The organism is Candidatus Palauibacter soopunensis (genome assembly GCF_947581735.1).
GTDB classification, from domain to species: Bacteria; Gemmatimonadota; Gemmatimonadetes; order Palauibacterales; family Palauibacteraceae; genus Palauibacter; species Palauibacter soopunensis.
This window is the reverse complement of the sequence record NZ_CANPVT010000027.1, coordinates 1-18,823: the sequence shown is the minus strand read 5'-3', so window position 1 is coordinate 18,823 and position 18,823 is coordinate 1. Positions and strand designations below refer to the sequence as shown.

The following is an 18,823-nucleotide window of genomic DNA, read 5'->3' as shown; positions in this document are numbered from 1 at the left end:
TTCAATGTCGGCGGTGAAGTTCGTCGATCACGGCTATGCCGACCCGGACCCCGCGATCTCGGCGGGGTCCGGGCCTTTCCGGCACTACGAGCTGGATTCCGCTTTTCACGACGAGTTGTTCAACGAGGACGGCACCCCACGGGCGCGGGCCCGCCGACTCGGGGCCGCCCTCTCCAAAATCCCCCCGGAAGACCTGGAACGGCTCCAGGACGGCGTGTATCGCCGTTTCGTCCATGAGGGGATCACGTTCACGGTCCTCGGCGTCGAGGATGTCTCGGAGCAGATCATCCCCATCGACTGCGTGCCCCGCCTCATCACCGCCGAGGAGTGGGATCACATCGAGCGGGGGCTGAAGCAGCGCCTCACGGCCCTCAACCTGTTCCTGCACGACGTCTACCACGACGGGAAGTCGCTGCGGGATGGCATCGTTCCCGTCGACCTCGTGCTCGGCTGTCCGCAGTACCGTATCGAGATGCGGGGGATGAAGGTGCCGCACGACGTGTACGTTGCCGTGTGCGGGACGGACATCGTGCGCGCGGGTGACACCTTCTCGGTGCTGGAGGACAATCTCCGGGTCCCGTCGGGCGTTTCCTACATGCTCGCCTGCCGCACGGCGATGAAATGGGCCTTCCCCTATCTGTATCGGGCGTATGGGGTCCGCGAGGTGGCCGACTATCCGGAGCGCCTCTACTCGACGATCGCGTCGCTCTCGCTGACCGCGGAGACGCCCCGCATGGCGGTGCTGACGCCGGGCCGGTACAACTCGGCCTACTACGAGCATGCGTTCCTGGCCGGCGAGATGGGCGTCGATCTGGTGGAGGGGCGGGATCTCGTTGTGCACGACGCGACGCTGTACGCTCGCACGGCCGCGGGTCTGCGGCGGATCGACGTGCTCTACCGACGGATCGATGACGATTTTCTCGATCCGGTCGCCTTCCGGGAAGACTCCGTGCTCGGGGCCGCCGGCCTCTTCCACGCCTACCGCGCCGGCAACCTGGTGCTCGCCAACGCGCCGGGCACGGGCGTGGCGGACGACAAGGCGCTATACGCGTACGTCCCGCGCCTCATCCGCTATTTCCTGGATGAAGAGCCGATTCTGGCCAACGTGGAAACCCATCTCTGCCGAGAGCCGGACGGTCTCGCCTACACGCTGGACAACCTCAAGGAACTCGTCGTCAAGGAGGTGGGAGGGTCGGGGGGCTACGGGATGCTCGTGGGCCCGCATGCCACGAAGGCCGAGCGGAAGGCGTTCGCGGAGCAACTGCGGAGCGACCCGGCGAACTACATCTCGCAGCCGGTGCTGCCCCTTTCCCGGGCGGGCTGCTTCGTGGACGGACGCCTGGAGCCTCGCCACGTGGACCTGCGCCCCTTCGTCCTCCAGGGGAAGGAAAAGCAGCACGTGGTCCCCGGCGGCCTGTGCCGCGTCGCGCTGCGCAAGGGAAGCCTCGTCGTGAACTCCAGCCAGGGCGGAGGCTGCAAGGATCTCTGGATCCTCCGTGAGTAGCGGGCCGGAGAGGGGCGACGGACGATGCTAGCGCGGATGGCGGCGAACTTCTACTGGCTTGGCCGCTACGCGGAACGGACCGAAAACACGGCCCGTCTGCTCGAGTACCAGCTGACCCGGCTCGTCGATGCGGATGCCGACGAACTCGCCCTCGGGTGGCGGGTTGTCTACCGGGCACTGAGTCAGTCCCCTCCGCAGGCGCCGGCCGATGTGGACGAGGCCGAAGCCTTCCTCATCGCGGATGCCTACACGTTGACGGGCGGCCTCGTCGAAGACACGACGAACCCGGCATCGATGATTTCGTGCTGGGGGATGGCGCGGGAGAACGCCAGGGAGATCCGGCCCCGGCTGCCGCTGCGCGTATGGGTGTGCCTGAACCAGGGGTTCCTCTGGCTCCAGGAGACGGAGTTCGCCGACGCCTGGGGCGAGGGACCCGCGGCCCTGGTGAGCCAGGCGATGGACCGGCTCCGCCTCCTCGCCGGCGTCGTGGACGCCAGCATGGCGCGTGACGATGCGTGGCGGTTCCTCGAACTCGGCCGCTACGTCGAGCGGCTGCAGCAGCAGGTCGTGCTGCTCGACGTGTGGAATCGGATCGCGCGGCCGGAGGGTGACGGCCTCGTCCTCTCCTGGGCCGATTTGCTGCGCGTGTGCGGCGCCTTCGAGCCCTACCGCCGGGACCGGTCGCTCGCCTTGCACCGTAGCTCGGTGCTCGGCTTTCTGATGCGGAACCCGGAGGTTTCCCGTTCCCTGCGCTACGCGACGGACCGCATCGAGTCCGCGCTGCGCGGAATCGACCCGGCGGGCGGACGCCCGCCGCTCGCCTCGCCACACCGCATGGTGCTTCGCATGGCCGCGGCCCTCGAACTCGACCCGGGCGAGGCCGGTACCCCACCCGGTGCCGCGTCCGGGGAGGTCTTCGAGTCTCTGACGCGCGACAGCCGGACCCTGCACAGCCTCGTGCAGGCCACGTACGTCGACTACCCGGTCGCCGCGGGGCTCCCGTCATGATTGCGCGCTACACCATCGAACACGCGATCGAGTTCGTCTACAGCGCCCCGGTGCAAGTGTCCGTCATGACGCTTTACCTGCACCCCGTGCAGGACCGAAGGCAGGTCGTGCGCGGGTTCACGATCGAGACGGACCCGTCCGGCTCCGTATTCGAATTCGAAGGGCCGTTTCGCAACCGGGGCCACTTCTTCAATCGCCCCGGGAAGCACCGCCGTCTCTCGATCGTCGGACGTTCGACGGTGGAGGTGGGGCCGATACCGGAGACGCCCCTCGAGGTCGGGGAGGACGCGTGGGTCCGGCTCGGCGCCGAGGCGAGCGCGCCCGAACTCGGGCTGATGCTGCAACCGAGCCGTTTCGTCCGCTCCTCGCCGCTCCTCGCCGATTTCATCACGAACTGCGGCCTCGAACGCGGGGACGATCCGCTGGCGACCGCCACGGCCCTGTGCAGCCGGCTCCACGAGTCGTTTGATTATATTCCAGGTACGACCGCCGTGGATTCGCCGATCGAGCGCATCCTCGAGAGCCGCGAGGGCGTGTGCCAGGACTACGCTCACGTCATGGCCTCGATCCTGCGGGGCTGGGGGATCCCGACCCGATACGTGTCCGGCTATCTGGGTCCGGACGGCGAGAACGGCGGTAGCGCAACGACGGGTGAAAGCCACGCCTGGGTCGAGAGCTGGTTCCCGGGCATTGGCTGGATCGGCTTCGATCCGACCAACGACACGCAATGCGATGTGCGCCACGTGCGGGTCGCGGTGGGCCGCGATTATGCCGATGTTCCGCCCACTCGCGGCGTTTTCCGGGGTTCGGCGGAGTCCATGCTTCGCACCCGGGTCACCATTGGGAGAGGAGAAGAATCGTGCCTGTGATCCGCGTTGATTCGTTCCGGTTGCGGGGCCTCCGGCTCGCCACTGCCGTCGCGGCCCTCTTCGCCTTCGCCGTCCCGGTGTGGGGCCAGTCCGCCTCCATCGGGGCCGATGTCGTGAGCCGCTATGTTTGGCGCGGCGTCGACTTCGGCGAATCCATGGCCGTGCAGCCCGCGATCACCTTCGGGGCCGGAGGGCTCGAGTTCGGGGCGTGGGGTTCGTACTCCATTTCCGCGTCGGGGGCCTCCGCCAACGAGAACGACCTCTGGGCGACCTACACGGTGACGGCCGAATCGGGCCTCTCCGTCGCCGTCGGAATCACCGACTACTACTTCCCCTCGCCCGGCGCCGACGCGGGTTTCGGGGCCGGGGCGGCGCACACCGTGGAGATGTCGCTCGCCTTCTCGGGTCCGGAGACCTTCCCGATCTCCCTGTTCGGAGGGGTGCTTACCAAGAGCAGCGTGCTGTACGCGGAGGTGGGCGTGCCCTTCGAGATCTCCGGAGTGGGCGTCGGGCTGCACATGGGGTTTGTGGGCGGCGAGAGCGACTTCTACGGCACCGACGAAGCGGCCCTGGTGAACCTGGGCGTCACGGCGAGCAAGGATCTCGCGATCACCGAAACCTTCGCCGTGCCGGTGAGCGTCGCGTACATCCTGAATCCCGACCAGGACCGCGCGCACCTGGTGTTCGGCTTCAGCATCGCGCCCTGAGCACGCGATGACGCCCACGGGAGCACCGCGTGTGACGAAATGGCCGGGGGTCGCCCCGCTGCTGCTTCTCTCCGCCTGTTCGCTGGCTCCGGGGCCGTCCCTTCCGGAGCCGGTGGCGGAGATCCCGGACGATTTCTCGGCAAGGCTGCAGCCGGGGGCGTACGAGCCGCTGGAGTGGTGGACGACGTTCCGGGATCCGGTGCTCGACGCCGTGGTCGATTCCGTACTCGCCTCCAACTTCGACCTTGCCGCGGGCGTTGCGCGGGTCCGCCAGGCGCGCGCGAGGGCGCGCATCGCACGGGCCGACCTCTTCCCGAGCGTGGGGGCGAGCGGAAACGTCACCGATACCGACACGCCGACGGACGCCGGCATCGGCGCGCAGATACAGGCCCTCGGTCTGGGCGGTCCGGGGGATTCGATCGCCGGGTTCGCGTTTCCGGACAGAATCGAGCTGACGACGTATTCCGTCAGCGCGGATTTCGCCTGGGAGCTGGACTTCTGGGGACGCGCACGCAACGACGCGCGGGCGGCGGGGTCGGAATACCTGGCGTCGGAGTCGGATTTCCATGCGGCGCGGATCGGCATCCTGGCCGAGACCATTACGACGTATTTCGACATCGTCAGCCTGCGGCAGCAGACCGAACTGGCCGGCGAGACGGTGGAGGTGCTGCTTGAACGAGAGTCGTTGGCTTCGACCAGCTACGACCGCGGCCTGATCGATTCCTGGACGCTGTCCCAGGTTCGCCAGGACCTCAGGAACACTCAGGCGGGGCTGCCGCGACTCGAGACGCAGCTCACGAGCGCCGAGGCCCGCCTGGCCGTTCTCCTGGGCGGCTATCGGGAGGACGTCGAGGCGATTCTGCCCGACGCCCTCGCGCCGCAACTCGCGGCAGATCCCGTCCCCGCCGGGATTCCGGCCGACCTCCTGTACCAGCGGCCCGATGTACGGGCGGCGGGCCAGCGGCTCGACGCGGCCCGCTACAGCATCGGCGCGCGTCGGGCCCAACTGCTTCCGTCGCTCTCGCTGTCCGGTTCCATCGGGCTGGCAAGCGCGGATGCCGGCGAACTCTTCAACGCGCAGCAGTGGTTCACGAATCTGATCACGAACCTCACCGCGCCCATCTTCCAGGCCGGCCGGCTTCGGAACAATCTCGCGCTCGCCGAGGCCCGCTTCGATGAGGCCGCGAACGCGTACGGACGGACGGTCGTGACGGCGGTGAACGAAGTCGAAACCGCGCTCGCCGGTCTGGAGAACGAGGCCCGGCGGCACGCGTTCCTCGCCTCACAGCGCGACGAGGCGCTGGCTACAATGGAGCTTCAGTCGCAGCGGTACGAGTCGGGGGTCGTGGGCTACACGGACTATCTCGACGCCCTGCGCACGCTCCTGAACGTCGAGGCGGCGCTGGCGGGCGCGACGCGGGATCTGGCCCTGGCGCGGCTCGCCGTCCATCGCGCACTGGGAGGCGCGTGGGCTTCGCCCGAGGCGGTCCCCGAGCCGCGCATGGTCCCGACGTCCGGGAACAGCGAAAACCTCTTCGATCCGAACTACCTCGGGACCTACTCCATCATCGGGCGCGATCCGGCGACCGGCGAACTGGGGATGGGCGTGCAGTCGAAGGCGTTCGGGGCGGGGAACCGCGCCATGCACGCGAAGGGCGGACTCGTGATTATCGCTCACCAGGCCGCCGCGAACCCGATGTACGGGGCGATCGGCATCCAGCTCCTCCAGGCCGGCTACTCACCCGAGGAGGCCCTCGAGATGATGGTGGGGAGCGACGAGGGCCGGGATCGCCGCCAGGTTGCGATCCTCGACCAGCAGGGACGGACGGCCGCCTGGACGGGCGCCGGCGCGAGCGACTGGAAGGGCCACAAGTGCGGCGTGGACTACTGTGCTCAGGGGAACATCCTCACCGGCCCCGAGGTCGTCGACGCGATGGCGGCCTCGTTCGAATCGTCGACGGGACCGCTCGCGGAACGGCTCATGGACGCGCTCGACGCCGCGCAGGCGGCAGGCGGCGACGCCCGCGGCATGCAGTCCGGCGCCATCCTCGTCGTTGCTCCGCGTGTCAACGGCGGCTACAGCGACCGCGTTGTCGACATCCGGGTGGACGACCACGACGAACCGCTCGCCGAACTGCGCCGGGTCCTCAACATGTACCGTTCGGGCCAGATGCTGCGCGAAGCCTCGCGGATGAGGCAGGACGGCGATCTGCAGGGCGCCCTGGCGCTGGCGCGCGAAGCCTCGGCCAGGTCGCCGGAGAACGACAACGCGTGGGTGACGCTGGCCGCGATCCTGCTCGCCGACGGACGCGAAGACGACGCCTTCGACGCCCTGGAGCGGGCGGTGGAACTCAATCCCGGCCGGCGGCGCACCCTGCCGGGCGCGGACGATTTCGAGCGGGTGCGCGAAGATCCCCGCTTCCTGAGGCTCATCGGCCGCTAGCGCCCGCTAGTGGTGGTCGGACTCCTCGTAGTGGCGCGCCAGCGCGTCGCCCCCGAAGTCGTTCTCCAGGTCCCGCCACACCGAGTGGACGTGGTTCGCGTCGTTCTGCGTATTGTCGTACTCGATCAGGAAGACCGGAGCGTGGACGCGGTAGTAGTGTCCCTCGCCGGGGTCGAGCGGCCCGGCCCAGGCGAAGTGGATGTCGCTCGCCGGAATCTCGTTTTCGACCCGCGCCATCCAGTCGGCGCCCGTCGTCGCGTTCCCCGCGTACTCGTGCACGATCTCGAACAGGATCGCGCGCTGCTCCGCGGTCATGGCGTCGGCGGGAAGGCCCTCGAACGCGTCGAGCCGGGCCTCGCGGTCGTTCCCGGTGAGGATGTCGCTGGGGGCTTCGGTCGCGATCGTCGCCCGCTCGCGCTGGTCCGGCGTGAAGCTCCGCATCAGCGCCCGGGCCAGGTCTTCCTCCCGCCCCAGCGGCCGCCAGCCCGCCTTCGGACCCGATGGCACGCGGGCCGGGTTCGCGCCCATGAACGCGGGTCCCGTCACCGTGAGCAGACCCGAGGGCGACGAGAAGTTGAGGGAGAGGTGATGTCCTTCGAAACGCCACGCCCAGGGCCCGTCCGACGCGGGGTCGCCGAAGATCGAGACATAGTAGTTCTCCGGGTCCCGGCGCTCGGGCCGTCCTTCCAGGAGTCCGAGGATGCGCTCCAGTTCGATGATCGCGCTGGCCTTCAGAAAGCCCTGGCTGCTCATGGCGGCCTGAAGGAGATCGTGCGCGGCGCCGCGCTGCGCGGTCGTCATGTCGGCGAGCGGCAGTCCGTTCCGGGCCCTCGGGACGAAGTGCCAGTTGAAACGCTCCTCGTCCTCGAGGGAGAAGAGCGCCTTCTCCCGTCCCGCCTCGTCGAGCAGGGAGACGAAGGCCTGTGCCGCGGAGGCCGAGTCCATCTTCGCGCCCGGTTCTCCTCCGACCGCAAGCGCGAACGCGGCCACGGGCGCGAGCAGGCAGGTGGCCCACGTGACCCGTCCCGCCGTTCGATTCCTGATCTTCATCGTTCCTCCTCCGCTCGAAACAGCCACGGCCGCGTACCCTCGCGGATTGGCGCCGCCGGTTTCAAGTTGGTCGGCCCCATCCGGGGCTGATCACCATTTCATATTCCGAAAAACAAGGCAGAATCGCCAGATGATCGCGGGTCCCACCGGCGCGGAGAGCGACCGTCGCAGTCAGGCCACGCACGTGGAGTTCGAGGACGTGAGCAAGAGCTACGACGGCCGTACGCTGGTCGTCGACGATCTCAACCTCGGCATCGGCAAGGGCGAGTTCGTGACCCTCCTCGGTCCTTCGGGTTCGGGGAAGACGACCATCCTGATGATGCTCGCGGGCTTTCAGACCGCGACGTCCGGCGCGATCCGCATCGGCGGACGCTCCGTCCAGGACCTTCCGCCCCGCAAGCGGGGGATCGGGATGGTGTTCCAGAACTATGCGCTCTTTCCGCACATGACGGTCGGCGCGAACCTCGCGTTCCCCCTGGAAGTGCGAGGCATCGCGGAGGAACAGCGCCGCGAGCGCGTCGAACGTGCGCTCGACCTCGTCCGCCTCGGTGGCCTCGAGGACCGGCGCCCCGGCCAGCTTTCCGGCGGCCAGCAACAGCGCGTGGCCATCGCGCGGGCCCTCGTGTTCGAACCCGACCTCGTGTTGATGGACGAGCCGCTCGGCGCCCTGGACCGCAGCCTGCGCGAGGAAATGCAGTATGAGATCCGCTCCATCCACCAGAGGCTCGGTGTGACCGTCGTCTACGTCACGCACGACCAGCAGGAGGCGATGGTGATGTCGGATCGGATCGCCGTCCTCAATGGCGGCCGGATCGAGCAGATCGCCGGCGCGGAGGGGCTCTACGAGGAGCCCGAACGCGCGTTCGTCGCCCGCTTCATCGGCGAAAACAACCGGCTCCACGGCCGGGTGGCGCTCGTCGAGGATGACCTGTGCGAAGTGGATGTGGGGGGCGAGCGGATCCGTGCCTTCCGGATCGCCCCGTGCGGGGTCGGCGACATGGTCACGCTCTCGATTCGCCCCGAACGGATCGCGATCAAGCCCGAGGACGGTCTGTACCACAACGAGGTCGAGGCCGTCATCGAGGACATGACGTTTCTCGGCGACCACCTGCGCGTCCGGCTGGCCGCCTGCGGGCACCGGGATGTCGTGGCCAAGATCCCGAACATCGTGGGACACGGCGCCATGATGGTCGGCGACGCCGTTCGCATCGGATGGACCGTCAACGACTGCCGCGCGCTGGACTTCGAAGGGGACGAGGAGGCTCGGAGAAACGCATGAACATGAAGAAGAGATCTGCAATCCACGCGTCGCGCGGTGTGGCGCTCGTCCTGCTCGCGGTCGCCGCGGTGTTCACGCTCGGGTGCGGGCCGCAGGCGCCGGAAGGTCCGGCGATCACGGCCGTGTCCTGGGGAGGCTCCTACGGCCGCGCGTACCGCGGGGCGATCCAGATCCCGTTCATGGATGAGACCGGGATTCGGGTGGACATGGAGGACTACAACGGCGGCCTCGCCCAGATCCGTGCGCAGGTCGATGTCGATGCGGTCTACTGGGATGTCGTGGACCTGGAGATGGCGGACGCGATGCGGGGCTGCGACGAAGGTCTGCTGGAGCCGATCGACATCGACATGCTACCGCCGGCCCCCGACGGGACGCCCGCGAGGGATGACTTCTATCCGGAGCTGCAGGGTCCGTGCGGGGCCGGGATGCTGTTCTATTCCACCGTCTACGCGTACAACGCCGACCTCTTCCCGGATGAGAAGCCCGCGACGATGGCGGATTTCTTCGACCTGGAGAGGTTCCCCGGGCGCCGCGGCATGCGTCGCGTACCGCAGGTGAACCTCGAGTTCGCCCTCATCGCCGACGGCGTACCGCTCGACGACGTCTACGCCGTTCTGCGCACCCCGGAGGGGCTGGACCGGGCCTTCGACAAGCTGGATACGGTCGCGGACCAGGTCATCTGGTGGGAGGCGGGCGCCCAGCCTCCCCAGATGCTCGCGGACGGCGAGGTCGTGATGAGCACCGCTTACAACGGCCGCATCTTCAATGCGCAGGTCCTGGAGGAGCAGCCGTTCGTCATCGTGTGGGACGGCCAGGTGCTCGACTACGGCCAGCTGAGCATCGTGGCGAGGACGCCGCGGCTGGAAAACGCACTCCGCTTCCTCCGCTTCGCGACGACGGGCGAGTCGCTGGCGGCGGTCGCGCGCCGGATCTCCTACGGTCCGGCCCGCCGGTCGGGAGAACCGCTCGTCACCACGCACCTCGCAACCGGCGTCGAGATGGCACCCCACCTGCCCACGAGCCCGGAAAACGTGGCGCGCGCGCTGCGGAACGATTGGGAGTTCTGGGTGGACAACCAGGACGCGCTGAACGAGCGCTTCAGCGCCTGGCTGACCCGTGGGAACTGACCCGCTTGCGCGTGCCGCGGCGCGCACGTCCGCGTCCGCCGCCGCTCTCGTCGCGTGTTTCGCCGCCCACGCCACCGCCCAGTCGATCACCGCCGTCTCCTACGGCGGCTCGTACCAGAAGGCGAGTACGGAGGCGTGGTTCGAGCCGTTCACCGACGCCTCCGGCATCCGGGTGGACGTCGAGGACTTCACCGGCGGCCTGGCTCAGATCCGCGCCCAGGTGGAAGTGGGCAACGTCTATTGGGACGTCGTGGACCTCAACGTGTCGGACGTCACGCTCGCCTGCGACGAGGGGCTGCTGGAGTACATCGATGCGGAGATGCTGCCCCCCGGAGCGGACGGGACGGCGGCGGCGGAGGATTTTGTGCCGGGGACCCTTTCGGACTGCGGAGTCGGGGTTGTCGTCTGGTCCACGATCTACGCGTTCGATGCGAGCCGTTATCCGGACGCCGCACCGGCGACGATCGCGGACTTCTTCGATCTCGAGAAGTTCCCCGGGCGCCGCGGGATGCGCCGTGTTCCGATGTTCAACCTCGAGTTCGCCCTCCTGGCGGACGGTGTGCCGGTGGAGGAGGTGTACGCCCTGCTCGACACGCCGGAGGGCCTGGATCGGGCGTTCCGTAAACTCGATACGATCAAGGATCACGTCGTGTGGTGGGAGGCGGGCGCCCAACCGCCCCAGATGCTGGCCGATGGGGAGGTCGTGATGAGCACGGCCTACAACGGACGGATCTTCAACGCCCAGGTGCTGGAGAACCAGCCGTTCGTCATCGTCTGGGACGGGCAACTCCTCGACATCAACCAGCTGGCCATCGTTGCCGGCACGCCGCGGGTGGAGGAGGCGATGCGACTCGCGAGCTTTGCGAGTACCGCCGAGGCGCTCGCGGCGCTCGGCCGCCGAATCTCGTACGGCCCCGCCCGGGCCTCGGCCGCGCCGCTGATCACGACCCACCTCGAGACCGGTGTGGAGATGGGGCCGCATCTGCCAACGCATCCTTCCAACATGGCCCGAGCGCTGTGGAGGGACTGGGCCTGGTGGGTGGACAATCAGGACGTGCTGAACGAGCGCTTCAGCGCCTGGTTGGCGCGGTGAGAGGCGTCGGGCCGCCTCCGCGCGAGCGGCTGCGGGCGATGGGGCTCGTGCTGCCGCTTCTGGTCTTCCTCGGCGTCACCTTCCTGGCCCCGCTGGGGACGATGCTGTTGCGGAGCGTCCACGACCCGGTTGTGGCGGACGCGCTGCCCGCGACCCTCTCCGCGCTGCGCGAATGGGAGGGGGAAGGGCTACCTCCCGAAGCGGCATACGAGGCGGCGGCCCGGGAACTCGGGTCGGCGCGGGAGGCGAGGACGCTGGGGCAGGTCGCCGGCCGCGTGAACCGGCTGCAAAGCGGGCTGCGCAGCGTGTTCACGCGCACCGCCCGGAACCTCGAGGACGTGACCGACGGGCCCTGGCGCGAGGCGATGGCGGGCATCGACTCCGCGTGGGTCGACCCCGGGACCTGGCACGCCATCCGCGCGGCGGGCGAGCGCTTCACGGCCCGCCACTACCTCAACGCCGTCGACATGCAGCGGCTGCCGGACGGCTCGGTCGCCCGCCAGCCCGAGGAACGGCGCATCTACCTGCCGCTGCTGTGGCGCACCCTGCTCGTGAGCCTGGCGATCACCGTGTTCTGCCTCATCCTCGGTTACCCGATCGCGCATCTCATCGCGCACGCGCCGCCGCGCCGGGGCAACCTGTTGCTCGCTCTCGTTCTCGTGCCCTTCTGGACGTCGCTCCTCGTTCGCACCACGTCGTGGATCGTCCTCCTCCAGACACAGGGGGTGATCAACGACGTGCTGGTGTGGATCGGGCTCGTCGGCGACGACGGCCGGCTCTCCATGGTCTACAACATGACCGGCACGCTCGTGGCCATGACGCACGTCCTGCTGCCCTTCATGGTCCTGCCGCTGTACTCGGTGATGCGTTCGATCCCACCGCTGCACATGCGGGCGGCCGCCTCGATGGGGGCCACCCCCGCGCAGGCGTTCCGACGGGTGTACTGGCCGCAGACGCTGCCCGGCGTGGGGGCCGGGTCGCTCCTCGTCTTCATCCTCGCGATCGGCTACTACATCACCCCGGCGCTCGTGGGCGGAAGCAGCGGCCAGTTGATCTCGAACATGGTCGCGTACCACATGCAGACGTCGCTGAACTGGGGGCTGGCGGCGGCGCTGGGCGCGCTTCTGCTCGCGGGCGTGCTCGTTCTCTACCTGCTCTACGACCGACTGGTGGGCGTCGAGCGCATGAGCCTGAGTTAGCGATCGTGACCGGAGTCCGCATCGGCCGCTTCGCCCACCTCGCCTTCTGCGTCCTCGTCTTCATCTTTCTCGTGGCGCCGATCATCGTGATCGTCCCCCTGAGCTTCAACGCGGAACCCTACTTCACCTTCACCGACGGGATGCTTCGGCTCGACCCCGAGGCGTGGTCCCTGCGCTGGTATCGGGAGATCCTCGAGAACGAGGCGTGGACCCGGAGTCTCGTGAACAGCCTCGTGATCGGTATCTCCGCCACGCTGCTGGCCACCGCCCTGGGCACGCTCGCCGCCCTCGGACTCTCGAGCCCCGCGATGCCCGCCCGCCGCTTCATCACGGGACTCCTCATCTCGCCGATGGTCACGCCCGTGATCATCTCCGCGGCCGGGATGTTCTTCTTCTATACAAATGTCGGCCTGGCGCAGACGCACCTCGGACTCATCCTGGCCCACGCCACGCTCGGCATGCCCTTCGTCGTCATCACGGTCGTCGCCACGCTGGCGGGCTTCGACCGCAACCTCACGCGGGCCGCGGCCAGCCTGGGCGCGGGGCCGGTGCGCATCTTCCGGACCGTGCAGTTGCCGCTCATCGCGCCCGGCGTGATCTCGGGGGCCCTGTTCGCCTTCGCCACGTCGTTCGACGAGGTCGTCGTCGTCCTCTTCATGGGCGGACTGGAGCAGAGGACGATCCCGCGCCAGATGTGGGCCGGGATCCGGGAACAGATCAGCCCCGCGATCCTGGCGGTCGCGACCTTCCTGGTCGTGTTCGCCCTCGGCCTCCTCCTGACCGTGGAATGGCTCCGCCGGCGGGGAGCGAGATAACGCCGGCGGGCGTCACGCCCGGGGTGGCCCCGGTCAGTTGCCTTCGAGCGAGAGGTTCACGAGTTCGCGGAAGCGCTCGAGGCGGGTTCCGCGGTTGTCGCCGCGCGGCGTCTGCGTGAACACGATGCCGATGATCTCGCGGTCGGGGTCGAGCCACGCGTTCGTGCCGTCCGATCCCCCGTGGCCGAACGTGCCGTCGGCGAGCCGCCAGCCGTATCCGTAGTAGCTCGCCTCGTCCCCCTCGCCCGCGATGTGGATCTTCGGTGACGTCATGAGTTCGACCGACTCCGGCGTCAGGATCTCGGCGCCGTCATAGGTCCCGCCGTTCAGGAAGGTCTGGGCGAAGACCGCGTAGTCCCACGCCGACGAGATCATCCCGCCCGAGGCGCGCGCGAACGGGAAGGCCACCGGACCTCCCGGCGTGCCCCCGGGCATCCAGTCGCCGTCGGGGCCGCGCTGGTAGTAGACGGCGCCCATGCGGTCGATCTTCCCACCGACGGGGTGCTCCGCGTGGTGGTTGTAGCTGTCCGCCATCCCGAGCGGTCCGTACACCGTCTCCATGAGCCGGTCCTCCAGCAACTGGCCGGAGGCGATCTCGACCAGCGCGCCGAGCGTGTTGTAACCGGGATTGTTGTAAGAGTACGTCTCGCCCGGTGTCACCTCCGCCCCGATCGCGCCGAAGCGGGCCGACTCGCTCTGCAGCGTCGGGTTCTCGCCCAGCGGCTGCAGGAAGAGCGTGGGGATCCGGAGCCCGCTGCTGTGGGACAGGAGGTGTCCGACCGTGATGAACCCCGCGCGGTAGTTGTCCCACTCGGGGATGTACTCCCGGACGAGGTCGTCGTATGAGAGCTTGCCCTCCTCGACGAGCTGCGCGACTGCCGTCGCCACGACGGGCTTCGTATTCGAGGCCATGCGGAACATCGAATTCCGCTCCATCGGCAGCCCCCGCTCCTTGTCGCGCATGCCGACCGCCTCGTGAAGGACGATCTTTCCCTTGCGCGCGACCAGCAGCACGGCGCCCACGATGTCTCCCCGCTCCACCGCCTCGTGGTACAGTCCGAGGGCGCCTTCGAGGACGGCGCGGGACATGCCGACCTCTTCCGGATCGCCGTAGGAGAGCGTACGCGCTTCCTGCGCCGCCAGCGCCGGGTTGAACCCCGCCGCGCCCGCGAGGATCGTCGCGGGCAGGATGATCGCCAGGAAGAGCCACCGAGCGGCAGGGATGCCGCGAACTCGCCGCGAAACCTTCATCAGTCCTCCGGAGGCAGAAGAAAACGGGCCGATAGCGGGACCCGCCCACTGAACGCTAACGCGGCGCCCGAGCGTGAACCAGATCGCGACCGACCTTGCCCCCCGGGGCTCGACACGGACATCTAGTGGGCCGGCTGGCGGCGCGGCACGACTGCCGGCGATTCCAGAGAGCGGAGGCGTTGCAGACCATCATCGTCTATCTGAACGGAGACTACCTCCCCGTCGGCGAGGCGCGGGTCTCGGTGAACGACCGGGGCTTCCTGTTCGCGGACGCGGTATACGAGGCGATTCCGGCGTACATGGGCCACTGCTTCCTGCGCGAACGCCACCTGGAACGGCTCGCCTGGGGCCTCCGGACGCTCCGGATCGAGGCGGACGTGGCTCCCCTGGCCGCCGTGGGCGACGAACTCATCGCGCGGAACGACCTCGTCGCGGCGGAGTTCTCCGTCTTCTACATGCAGGTGACGCGTGGCGCCGCCCCCCCGCACGCACGCCTTCCCGAAGGAGGCGGTCCCGCCCACGGTCTACGCCTTCGCGAAGGAACTCGTCCGCACGACGCCGGAGCGGTGGGAGCGGGGCTTCGGCGCCATCACGCTGCCCGACCAGCGCTGGGCCCGCGCCGACATCAAGACGACCGGCCTCCTGCCCAACGTCCTTGCGCAGCAGGCCGCGGTGGAGGCGGAAGTCGAGGACGCGATCTTCATCCGCGAAGGGATGGTCCAGGAGGGAACGCACAACAACGTGTTCGCGGTTCTCGGCGGAGAGGTGACGACGGCCCCGGCCACGAACCACATCCTGCACGGCGTCACCCGCGCCTTCACGCTCGAACTGTGCGCGGGACTGGGGATCTCCGCCCGCGAGCGCGCCTTCACGGTGGACGAACTGCGCGATGCCGACGAGATCTTCTTCACGGGTACGACGACGGAGGTGCGGCCGACCGTGGAACTGGACGGACGGCCCGTGGGCAGCGGTCGCCCGGGCGAGATCACCCGGGCGCTGTCGGAAGCCTACCGGCGGGCCGTGGCCCCCGAAGGATCGGCGGCCTAGGGCTGCCCACGGCTGCTAGCGCGTGGCGACCGGCTCCATCCGCACGATCGCCGTCGGTTCGCCCCGCCGACCGTCGATGGCCAGGTAGATGAGCCCGTCCGGACCCTGCCGGACGTCGCGGATGCGGCCCAGTCCCTGAACGAGCGTCTCCTCCCGCACCACGTCCTGCCCGTCCAGCGTCAGGCGCGCCAACTGCTCCCCGGCCATCCCGCCCACGAACAGGTTCCCCTTCCAGTGCGGGAAGCGGTCGCCCGTGTAGAAGAGAAGTCCGGAAACCGCGATCGACGGCACCCAGACGTGGGCCGGCTGCTCCATCCCCTCCTTGTGGGTCCCCTCGTGGATTGCGGTGCCCGAGCCGTAGTTCACGCCGTAGCCCACGATGGGCCAGCCGTAGTTGAGCCCCGGCTGAACCAGGTTGAGTTCGTCCCCGCCCTGCGGACCGTGCTCCGTGGCCCACAGGTCGCCCGTCTCCGGGTTCATGACCATCCCCTGCTGGTTGCGGTGCCCGAAGCTCCAGATCTCCGGCTGAACGTTCGGGTCGTCGAGGAACGGGTTGTCCTCGGGAATCCCGCCGTCGTCGTACACTCGGCTCACGGTGCCGTGATGGGTCGAGGGATCCTGCGCGGGGTGCGCGTAGAGATCGCCGCGGGTCGAGGCCTGGCGATCGCCGACGCTGATGAAGAGGTGCCCCTGTCCGTCGAAGACGAGACGGGACCCGTAGTGCCCTCGCCCTTCCGATACCGCCAGGAAGATCTCCTCGATGCCCGTCAGAGCGCCGTTCTCGTAGCGTCCCCGGATGACCGCAGTCGTCCCGCGCTCGGTCTCGTCCGGCTTCGAGTAGCTGAGGTAGAGGAGCCGGTTGTCCTCGAAGTCGGGGTGAGGCACGACATCGAGAAGTCCGCCCTGTCCGGCCGAGATCACCTCCGGCACGCCCTTCACGGGCTCGGGAAGGAGCATCCCGTCGCGCACGACGCGAAGCGTACCCGCCTTTTCGGTGACCAGCATCTCGCCATCGGGCAGGAACGCGATCGACCACGGGCGCACCAGCCCTTCCGCCACCGGGACAAGCCTGTAGTCGTGGTACGCCGACTGCATGACGTCCTGGCCCAGCGCCGGAGTCGCGGTCGACAGAAGAAGCCCGGCGGCGAAGATCGCCAGTGGGGTCCGCTTGATCATCTTGTCTCCAGGGAAAATCATGACGTCCATCTCGTGGTTCATGGGTTGGCGAAGCCCGAAAAAACTGTTGCCGGTGGCCCCCGAACAGCAAGGCTCGCCGGCCGCAGCGACCGCCGCGCGCACCGGCGGCGTCCGCATTGTGTGAACACGCACGGGCGCGGCAACGTTTCCGGGGGGCGGGGAGGATACCACCACCCCGCGGGAAGGGGAGACCGATGAAGAACATCGCCATCGTCGGCGGAGGCGTCTCGGGCCTCGGGGCCGCATGGGCGCTGCATCACGATTCGGACCGATTCGATTTCCGGCTGTTCGAGGCTCGGGAGCAACTGGGCGGGAACGCCGTGACCGTCGACATGCCGCAGGAGGACGGCAGCACGATCCCCTTCGACATCTCCGTCACCGCCTGCATCCCTTCCGTCTATCAGCACTTCGTGGTGCTGCTGAAACAGTTCGGCATCGACCTGATCGACACGAGATTCAGCTACAGCGACGGGATCAGTCAAGATCACAACATTTTGTGGGAATTGACCTTGCGGTACTCTAACCTCGTGTTCCCGCCTTTTGGTTCCCGCCAATCGACTTGGGTCAGGCGCGAACTCTCGGGCGGCTCTCCAAAGCCTTCCTGAGCTGTCCAGCGTCGGCCTGCTGGTAGCAGCGCAGCACCGTCTGGGCCTCCTTCCAGCCTCCGAGCTCGCAGAGCACCTTCAGCGGAAGCGCCATGAGATCGGACGCGAACTTCCGCCTCAGCGAGTGCCACCCCCGACCGCGCTTCGGTTCGAGCCCTGCCAGCTTCTGGGCTTTGTCCCACCAATACCGGACCGCCGACAGGCTGGCGCACCGCGAGGTGTCCCTTGGAGCAGGTAACACCGGAGAGTCGTTGGCATCGGGATAGCGGCGTTGCGCAGCCTCTTCCAAGGCAACGACCGCCTCGTCGGTCATCGGCGTGACGTGCTCGTAGCCCGTCTTCTCATGCTCCGCCCGCCAGACGATGGTCCTGTCCTCGAAGTCGATGTCGCTCCAGCGAAGTTGGCGAATCGCGCCGATGCGGTGCCCCGTTTCGTGCGCGAGCACGAGCGCGACATGGAACCGCCAGTCGACCTGCCGGGAGACTCCGAGCAACGCCCCATACTCCTCGTCGGAGAGGACGACCCGGGTGGGGTTCTTCTCCTTGGGCGTCTTCAAGCCCCTCAGCGGATTCGAGTCGAGAAGGAGCCTCCCGTTCTCGTCCCGGGACTTCGACGCCCAGTTGAGGACCGCGATCAGGAATCTCAGGTCGAACTCGACTGTCCGGTCGGACACGGGTTTGCCGCTGGGTCCAACCTTGCCGACCCTCCGCGCCCGGATGAAGCGATCCCAATCGCGCTGCGACAGGGTCGCCGGATCGCGGTCGAGTCCGAAGAACCCGAGGAACATCCTCATCGCAACCCGGTCGTATCGCCGCGACCTGTCGGCCTTGGTCGGCGTCACCTCCTCACCGTAGATGTCAAAGAGCGTTCCCAGCGTTAGCAGCTCGGCCTCGGCTTCGGCCTTGCCGTTGGGGTCATGTACTGCGAAGCCCGCAGCGGCCTCGTCGGCCTGCCGCTTCGCGCGGGTCCAGTCACGGTGCCCCAGCGACCGGGTGAGCCTGCGCCCGTTCTCGCGCCACTCTATCTGGTAGAGGCCAGTCTTCGGATCAGGGAACACCCTCACCCGGTTGCGGCCCCATTCTCCGGCGCTGTACGAGCGCCGGTCACGTTTCGTGCGTGCCATCTTCCATTCCTCTCTGGATGATGGACTGCACGATCTGCCTGTTGGAAAGCTCGCGGCGCGGGGCGTCCCGCGCCAGTGGCGGGGCGGCTAGCGGCGTCGCCTTCCGGGGCAGGTGGATGCGGGCGATCCTGGGCGCGTTGAGCCTCCCGGCGTTGGGGATCTTTCCGTCGCGCACGAGGCGGCCCAGATGTTCCCTTGAGTATCCGCTCTCGCGGGCGGCCTCGACGAGCGACAGCGTGGTTTCGTCGCGCTCGCGGATCGTGGTTTCGAGATCTTCGGCACAGAGGTCCAGCACGAGAGCCGCGGTCTCGCTCCCGTACCGCCGGAGCGACTTGGCCTTCCCGCGCCAGTCGTCGGGCAGACCCTCGACGGACGCGGGCTTGGTCTTCCGTCTGGACTTTCGGGTCATTTCCAGTCTCCTTCCTCGTCCTGCCGTAGCGAGTCCGCGAGACCGGCATCCCCTTCGCCGCGCCTCACGGACCGTTCGGCGAGATCGACTCGCCGTC

Annotated in this window: 18 protein-coding genes; 12 read left to right on the top strand and 6 right to left on the bottom strand. The window is 68.3% G+C overall.

The annotated features are described in order from the left end of the window. The first annotated feature begins 4 nt into the window (after positions 1–4). From RN901_RS08320 to RN901_RS08300, 5 genes are read left to right on the top strand one after another with little or no spacing between them, the layout of a single operon-like run. A complete protein-coding gene (locus tag RN901_RS08320; RefSeq protein ID WP_310757810.1) occupies positions 5–1,504 on the top strand; it encodes a circularly permuted type 2 ATP-grasp protein in 1,500 nt (499 codons plus the stop codon). A 24-nt stretch (positions 1,505–1,528) separates the two neighbouring features. Beyond that, complete coding sequence (locus RN901_RS08315) at positions 1,529–2,512, top strand: alpha-E domain-containing protein (RefSeq protein ID WP_310757809.1); 984 nt, start codon at positions 1,529–1,531, stop codon at positions 2,510–2,512. After that, positions 2,509–3,381, top strand: coding sequence for a transglutaminase family protein (locus RN901_RS08310; RefSeq protein WP_310757808.1), 873 nt, complete (start codon positions 2,509–2,511; stop codon positions 3,379–3,381). The genes RN901_RS08315 and RN901_RS08310 overlap by 4 nt, the downstream gene beginning before the upstream one ends. Continuing rightward, the gene (locus RN901_RS08305; RefSeq protein ID WP_310757807.1) at positions 3,372–4,088 is read left to right on the top strand and encodes a hypothetical protein; all 717 of its coding nucleotides are present in this window, start codon (positions 3,372–3,374) and stop codon (positions 4,086–4,088) included. Before RN901_RS08310 ends, RN901_RS08305 begins: the two co-directional genes overlap by 10 nt. A gap of 31 nt (positions 4,089–4,119) precedes the next feature. Beyond that, positions 4,120–6,531 carry an efflux transporter outer membrane subunit gene (locus tag RN901_RS08300; RefSeq protein ID WP_310757806.1) on the top strand — a complete coding sequence of 804 codons (2,412 nt, stop codon included), beginning with the start codon at positions 4,120–4,122 and terminating at the stop codon, positions 6,529–6,531. Between the two features lie 6 nt (positions 6,532–6,537). Here the strand turns inward: RN901_RS08300 and RN901_RS08295 are convergent, their stop codons facing one another. Beyond that, positions 6,538–7,581: a DUF3500 domain-containing protein gene (locus RN901_RS08295; protein WP_310757805.1), complete on the bottom strand. Its 1,044-nt coding sequence runs from the start codon at positions 7,579–7,581 to the stop codon at positions 6,538–6,540. A 130-nt stretch (positions 7,582–7,711) separates the two neighbouring features. Between RN901_RS08295 and RN901_RS08290 the strand changes: the two genes are divergently transcribed. From RN901_RS08290 to RN901_RS08270, 5 genes are read left to right on the top strand one after another with little or no spacing between them, the layout of a single operon-like run. Further along, complete coding sequence (locus RN901_RS08290) at positions 7,712–8,860, top strand: ABC transporter ATP-binding protein (protein ID WP_310757804.1); 1,149 nt, start codon at positions 7,712–7,714, stop codon at positions 8,858–8,860. 2 nt (positions 8,861–8,862) lie between these two features. Next, on the top strand, positions 8,863–9,987 hold the full coding sequence (locus RN901_RS08285) for an ABC transporter substrate-binding protein (protein ID WP_310757803.1): 1,125 nt from the start codon (positions 8,863–8,865) through the stop codon (positions 9,985–9,987). Further along, positions 9,977–11,080 (top strand): ABC transporter substrate-binding protein, encoded by a 1,104-nt coding sequence (locus tag RN901_RS08280; protein ID WP_310757802.1) that lies wholly within the window; start codon positions 9,977–9,979, stop codon positions 11,078–11,080. Before RN901_RS08285 ends, RN901_RS08280 begins: the two co-directional genes overlap by 11 nt. Continuing rightward, on the top strand, positions 11,077–12,279 hold the full coding sequence (locus tag RN901_RS08275; RefSeq protein WP_310757801.1) for an ABC transporter permease: 1,203 nt from the start codon (positions 11,077–11,079) through the stop codon (positions 12,277–12,279). The genes RN901_RS08280 and RN901_RS08275 overlap by 4 nt, the downstream gene beginning before the upstream one ends. Before the next feature lie 5 nt (positions 12,280–12,284). Beyond that, positions 12,285–13,094, top strand: a complete 810-nt coding sequence (locus RN901_RS08270) for an ABC transporter permease (RefSeq protein ID WP_310757800.1) — start codon at positions 12,285–12,287, stop codon at positions 13,092–13,094. A gap of 33 nt (positions 13,095–13,127) precedes the next feature. Here the strand turns inward: RN901_RS08270 and RN901_RS08265 are convergent, their stop codons facing one another. Then, positions 13,128–14,345 carry a serine hydrolase domain-containing protein gene (locus RN901_RS08265; RefSeq protein WP_310757799.1) on the bottom strand — a complete coding sequence of 406 codons (1,218 nt, stop codon included), beginning with the start codon at positions 14,343–14,345 and terminating at the stop codon, positions 13,128–13,130. A 122-nt stretch (positions 14,346–14,467) separates the two neighbouring features. Further along, positions 14,468–14,833, bottom strand: a complete 366-nt coding sequence (locus RN901_RS08260; RefSeq protein WP_310757798.1) for a hypothetical protein — start codon at positions 14,831–14,833, stop codon at positions 14,468–14,470. Between RN901_RS08260 and RN901_RS08255 the strand changes: the two genes are divergently transcribed. Continuing rightward, positions 14,814–15,392, top strand: coding sequence for an aminotransferase class IV (locus RN901_RS08255; protein ID WP_310757797.1), 579 nt, complete (start codon positions 14,814–14,816; stop codon positions 15,390–15,392). The two genes, RN901_RS08260 and RN901_RS08255, sit on opposite strands and share 20 nt — an antisense overlap. Before the next feature lie 15 nt (positions 15,393–15,407). On the opposite strand, the gene RN901_RS08250 is transcribed toward RN901_RS08255, so the two are convergent. Continuing rightward, positions 15,408–16,568 carry a PQQ-dependent sugar dehydrogenase gene (locus tag RN901_RS08250; RefSeq protein WP_310757796.1) on the bottom strand — a complete coding sequence of 387 codons (1,161 nt, stop codon included), beginning with the start codon at positions 16,566–16,568 and terminating at the stop codon, positions 15,408–15,410. Between the two features lie 215 nt (positions 16,569–16,783). Between RN901_RS08250 and RN901_RS08245 the strand changes: the two genes are divergently transcribed. Then, positions 16,784–17,194 carry an NAD(P)-binding protein gene (locus RN901_RS08245; protein WP_310757795.1) on the top strand — a complete coding sequence of 137 codons (411 nt, stop codon included), beginning with the start codon at positions 16,784–16,786 and terminating at the stop codon, positions 17,192–17,194. On the opposite strand, the gene RN901_RS08240 is transcribed toward RN901_RS08245, so the two are convergent. Both RN901_RS08240 and RN901_RS08235 read right to left on the bottom strand, forming a co-directional pair. Next, on the bottom strand, positions 17,154–18,317 hold the full coding sequence (locus tag RN901_RS08240) for a site-specific integrase (protein ID WP_310757794.1): 1,164 nt from the start codon (positions 18,315–18,317) through the stop codon (positions 17,154–17,156). The genes RN901_RS08245 and RN901_RS08240 overlap by 41 nt on opposite strands. Continuing rightward, entirely contained in the window at positions 18,298–18,726 is a 429-nt protein-coding gene (locus RN901_RS08235; protein WP_310757793.1) for a hypothetical protein, read from the bottom strand. The genes RN901_RS08240 and RN901_RS08235 overlap by 20 nt, the downstream gene beginning before the upstream one ends. Positions 18,727–18,823: the final 97 nt, after the last annotated feature.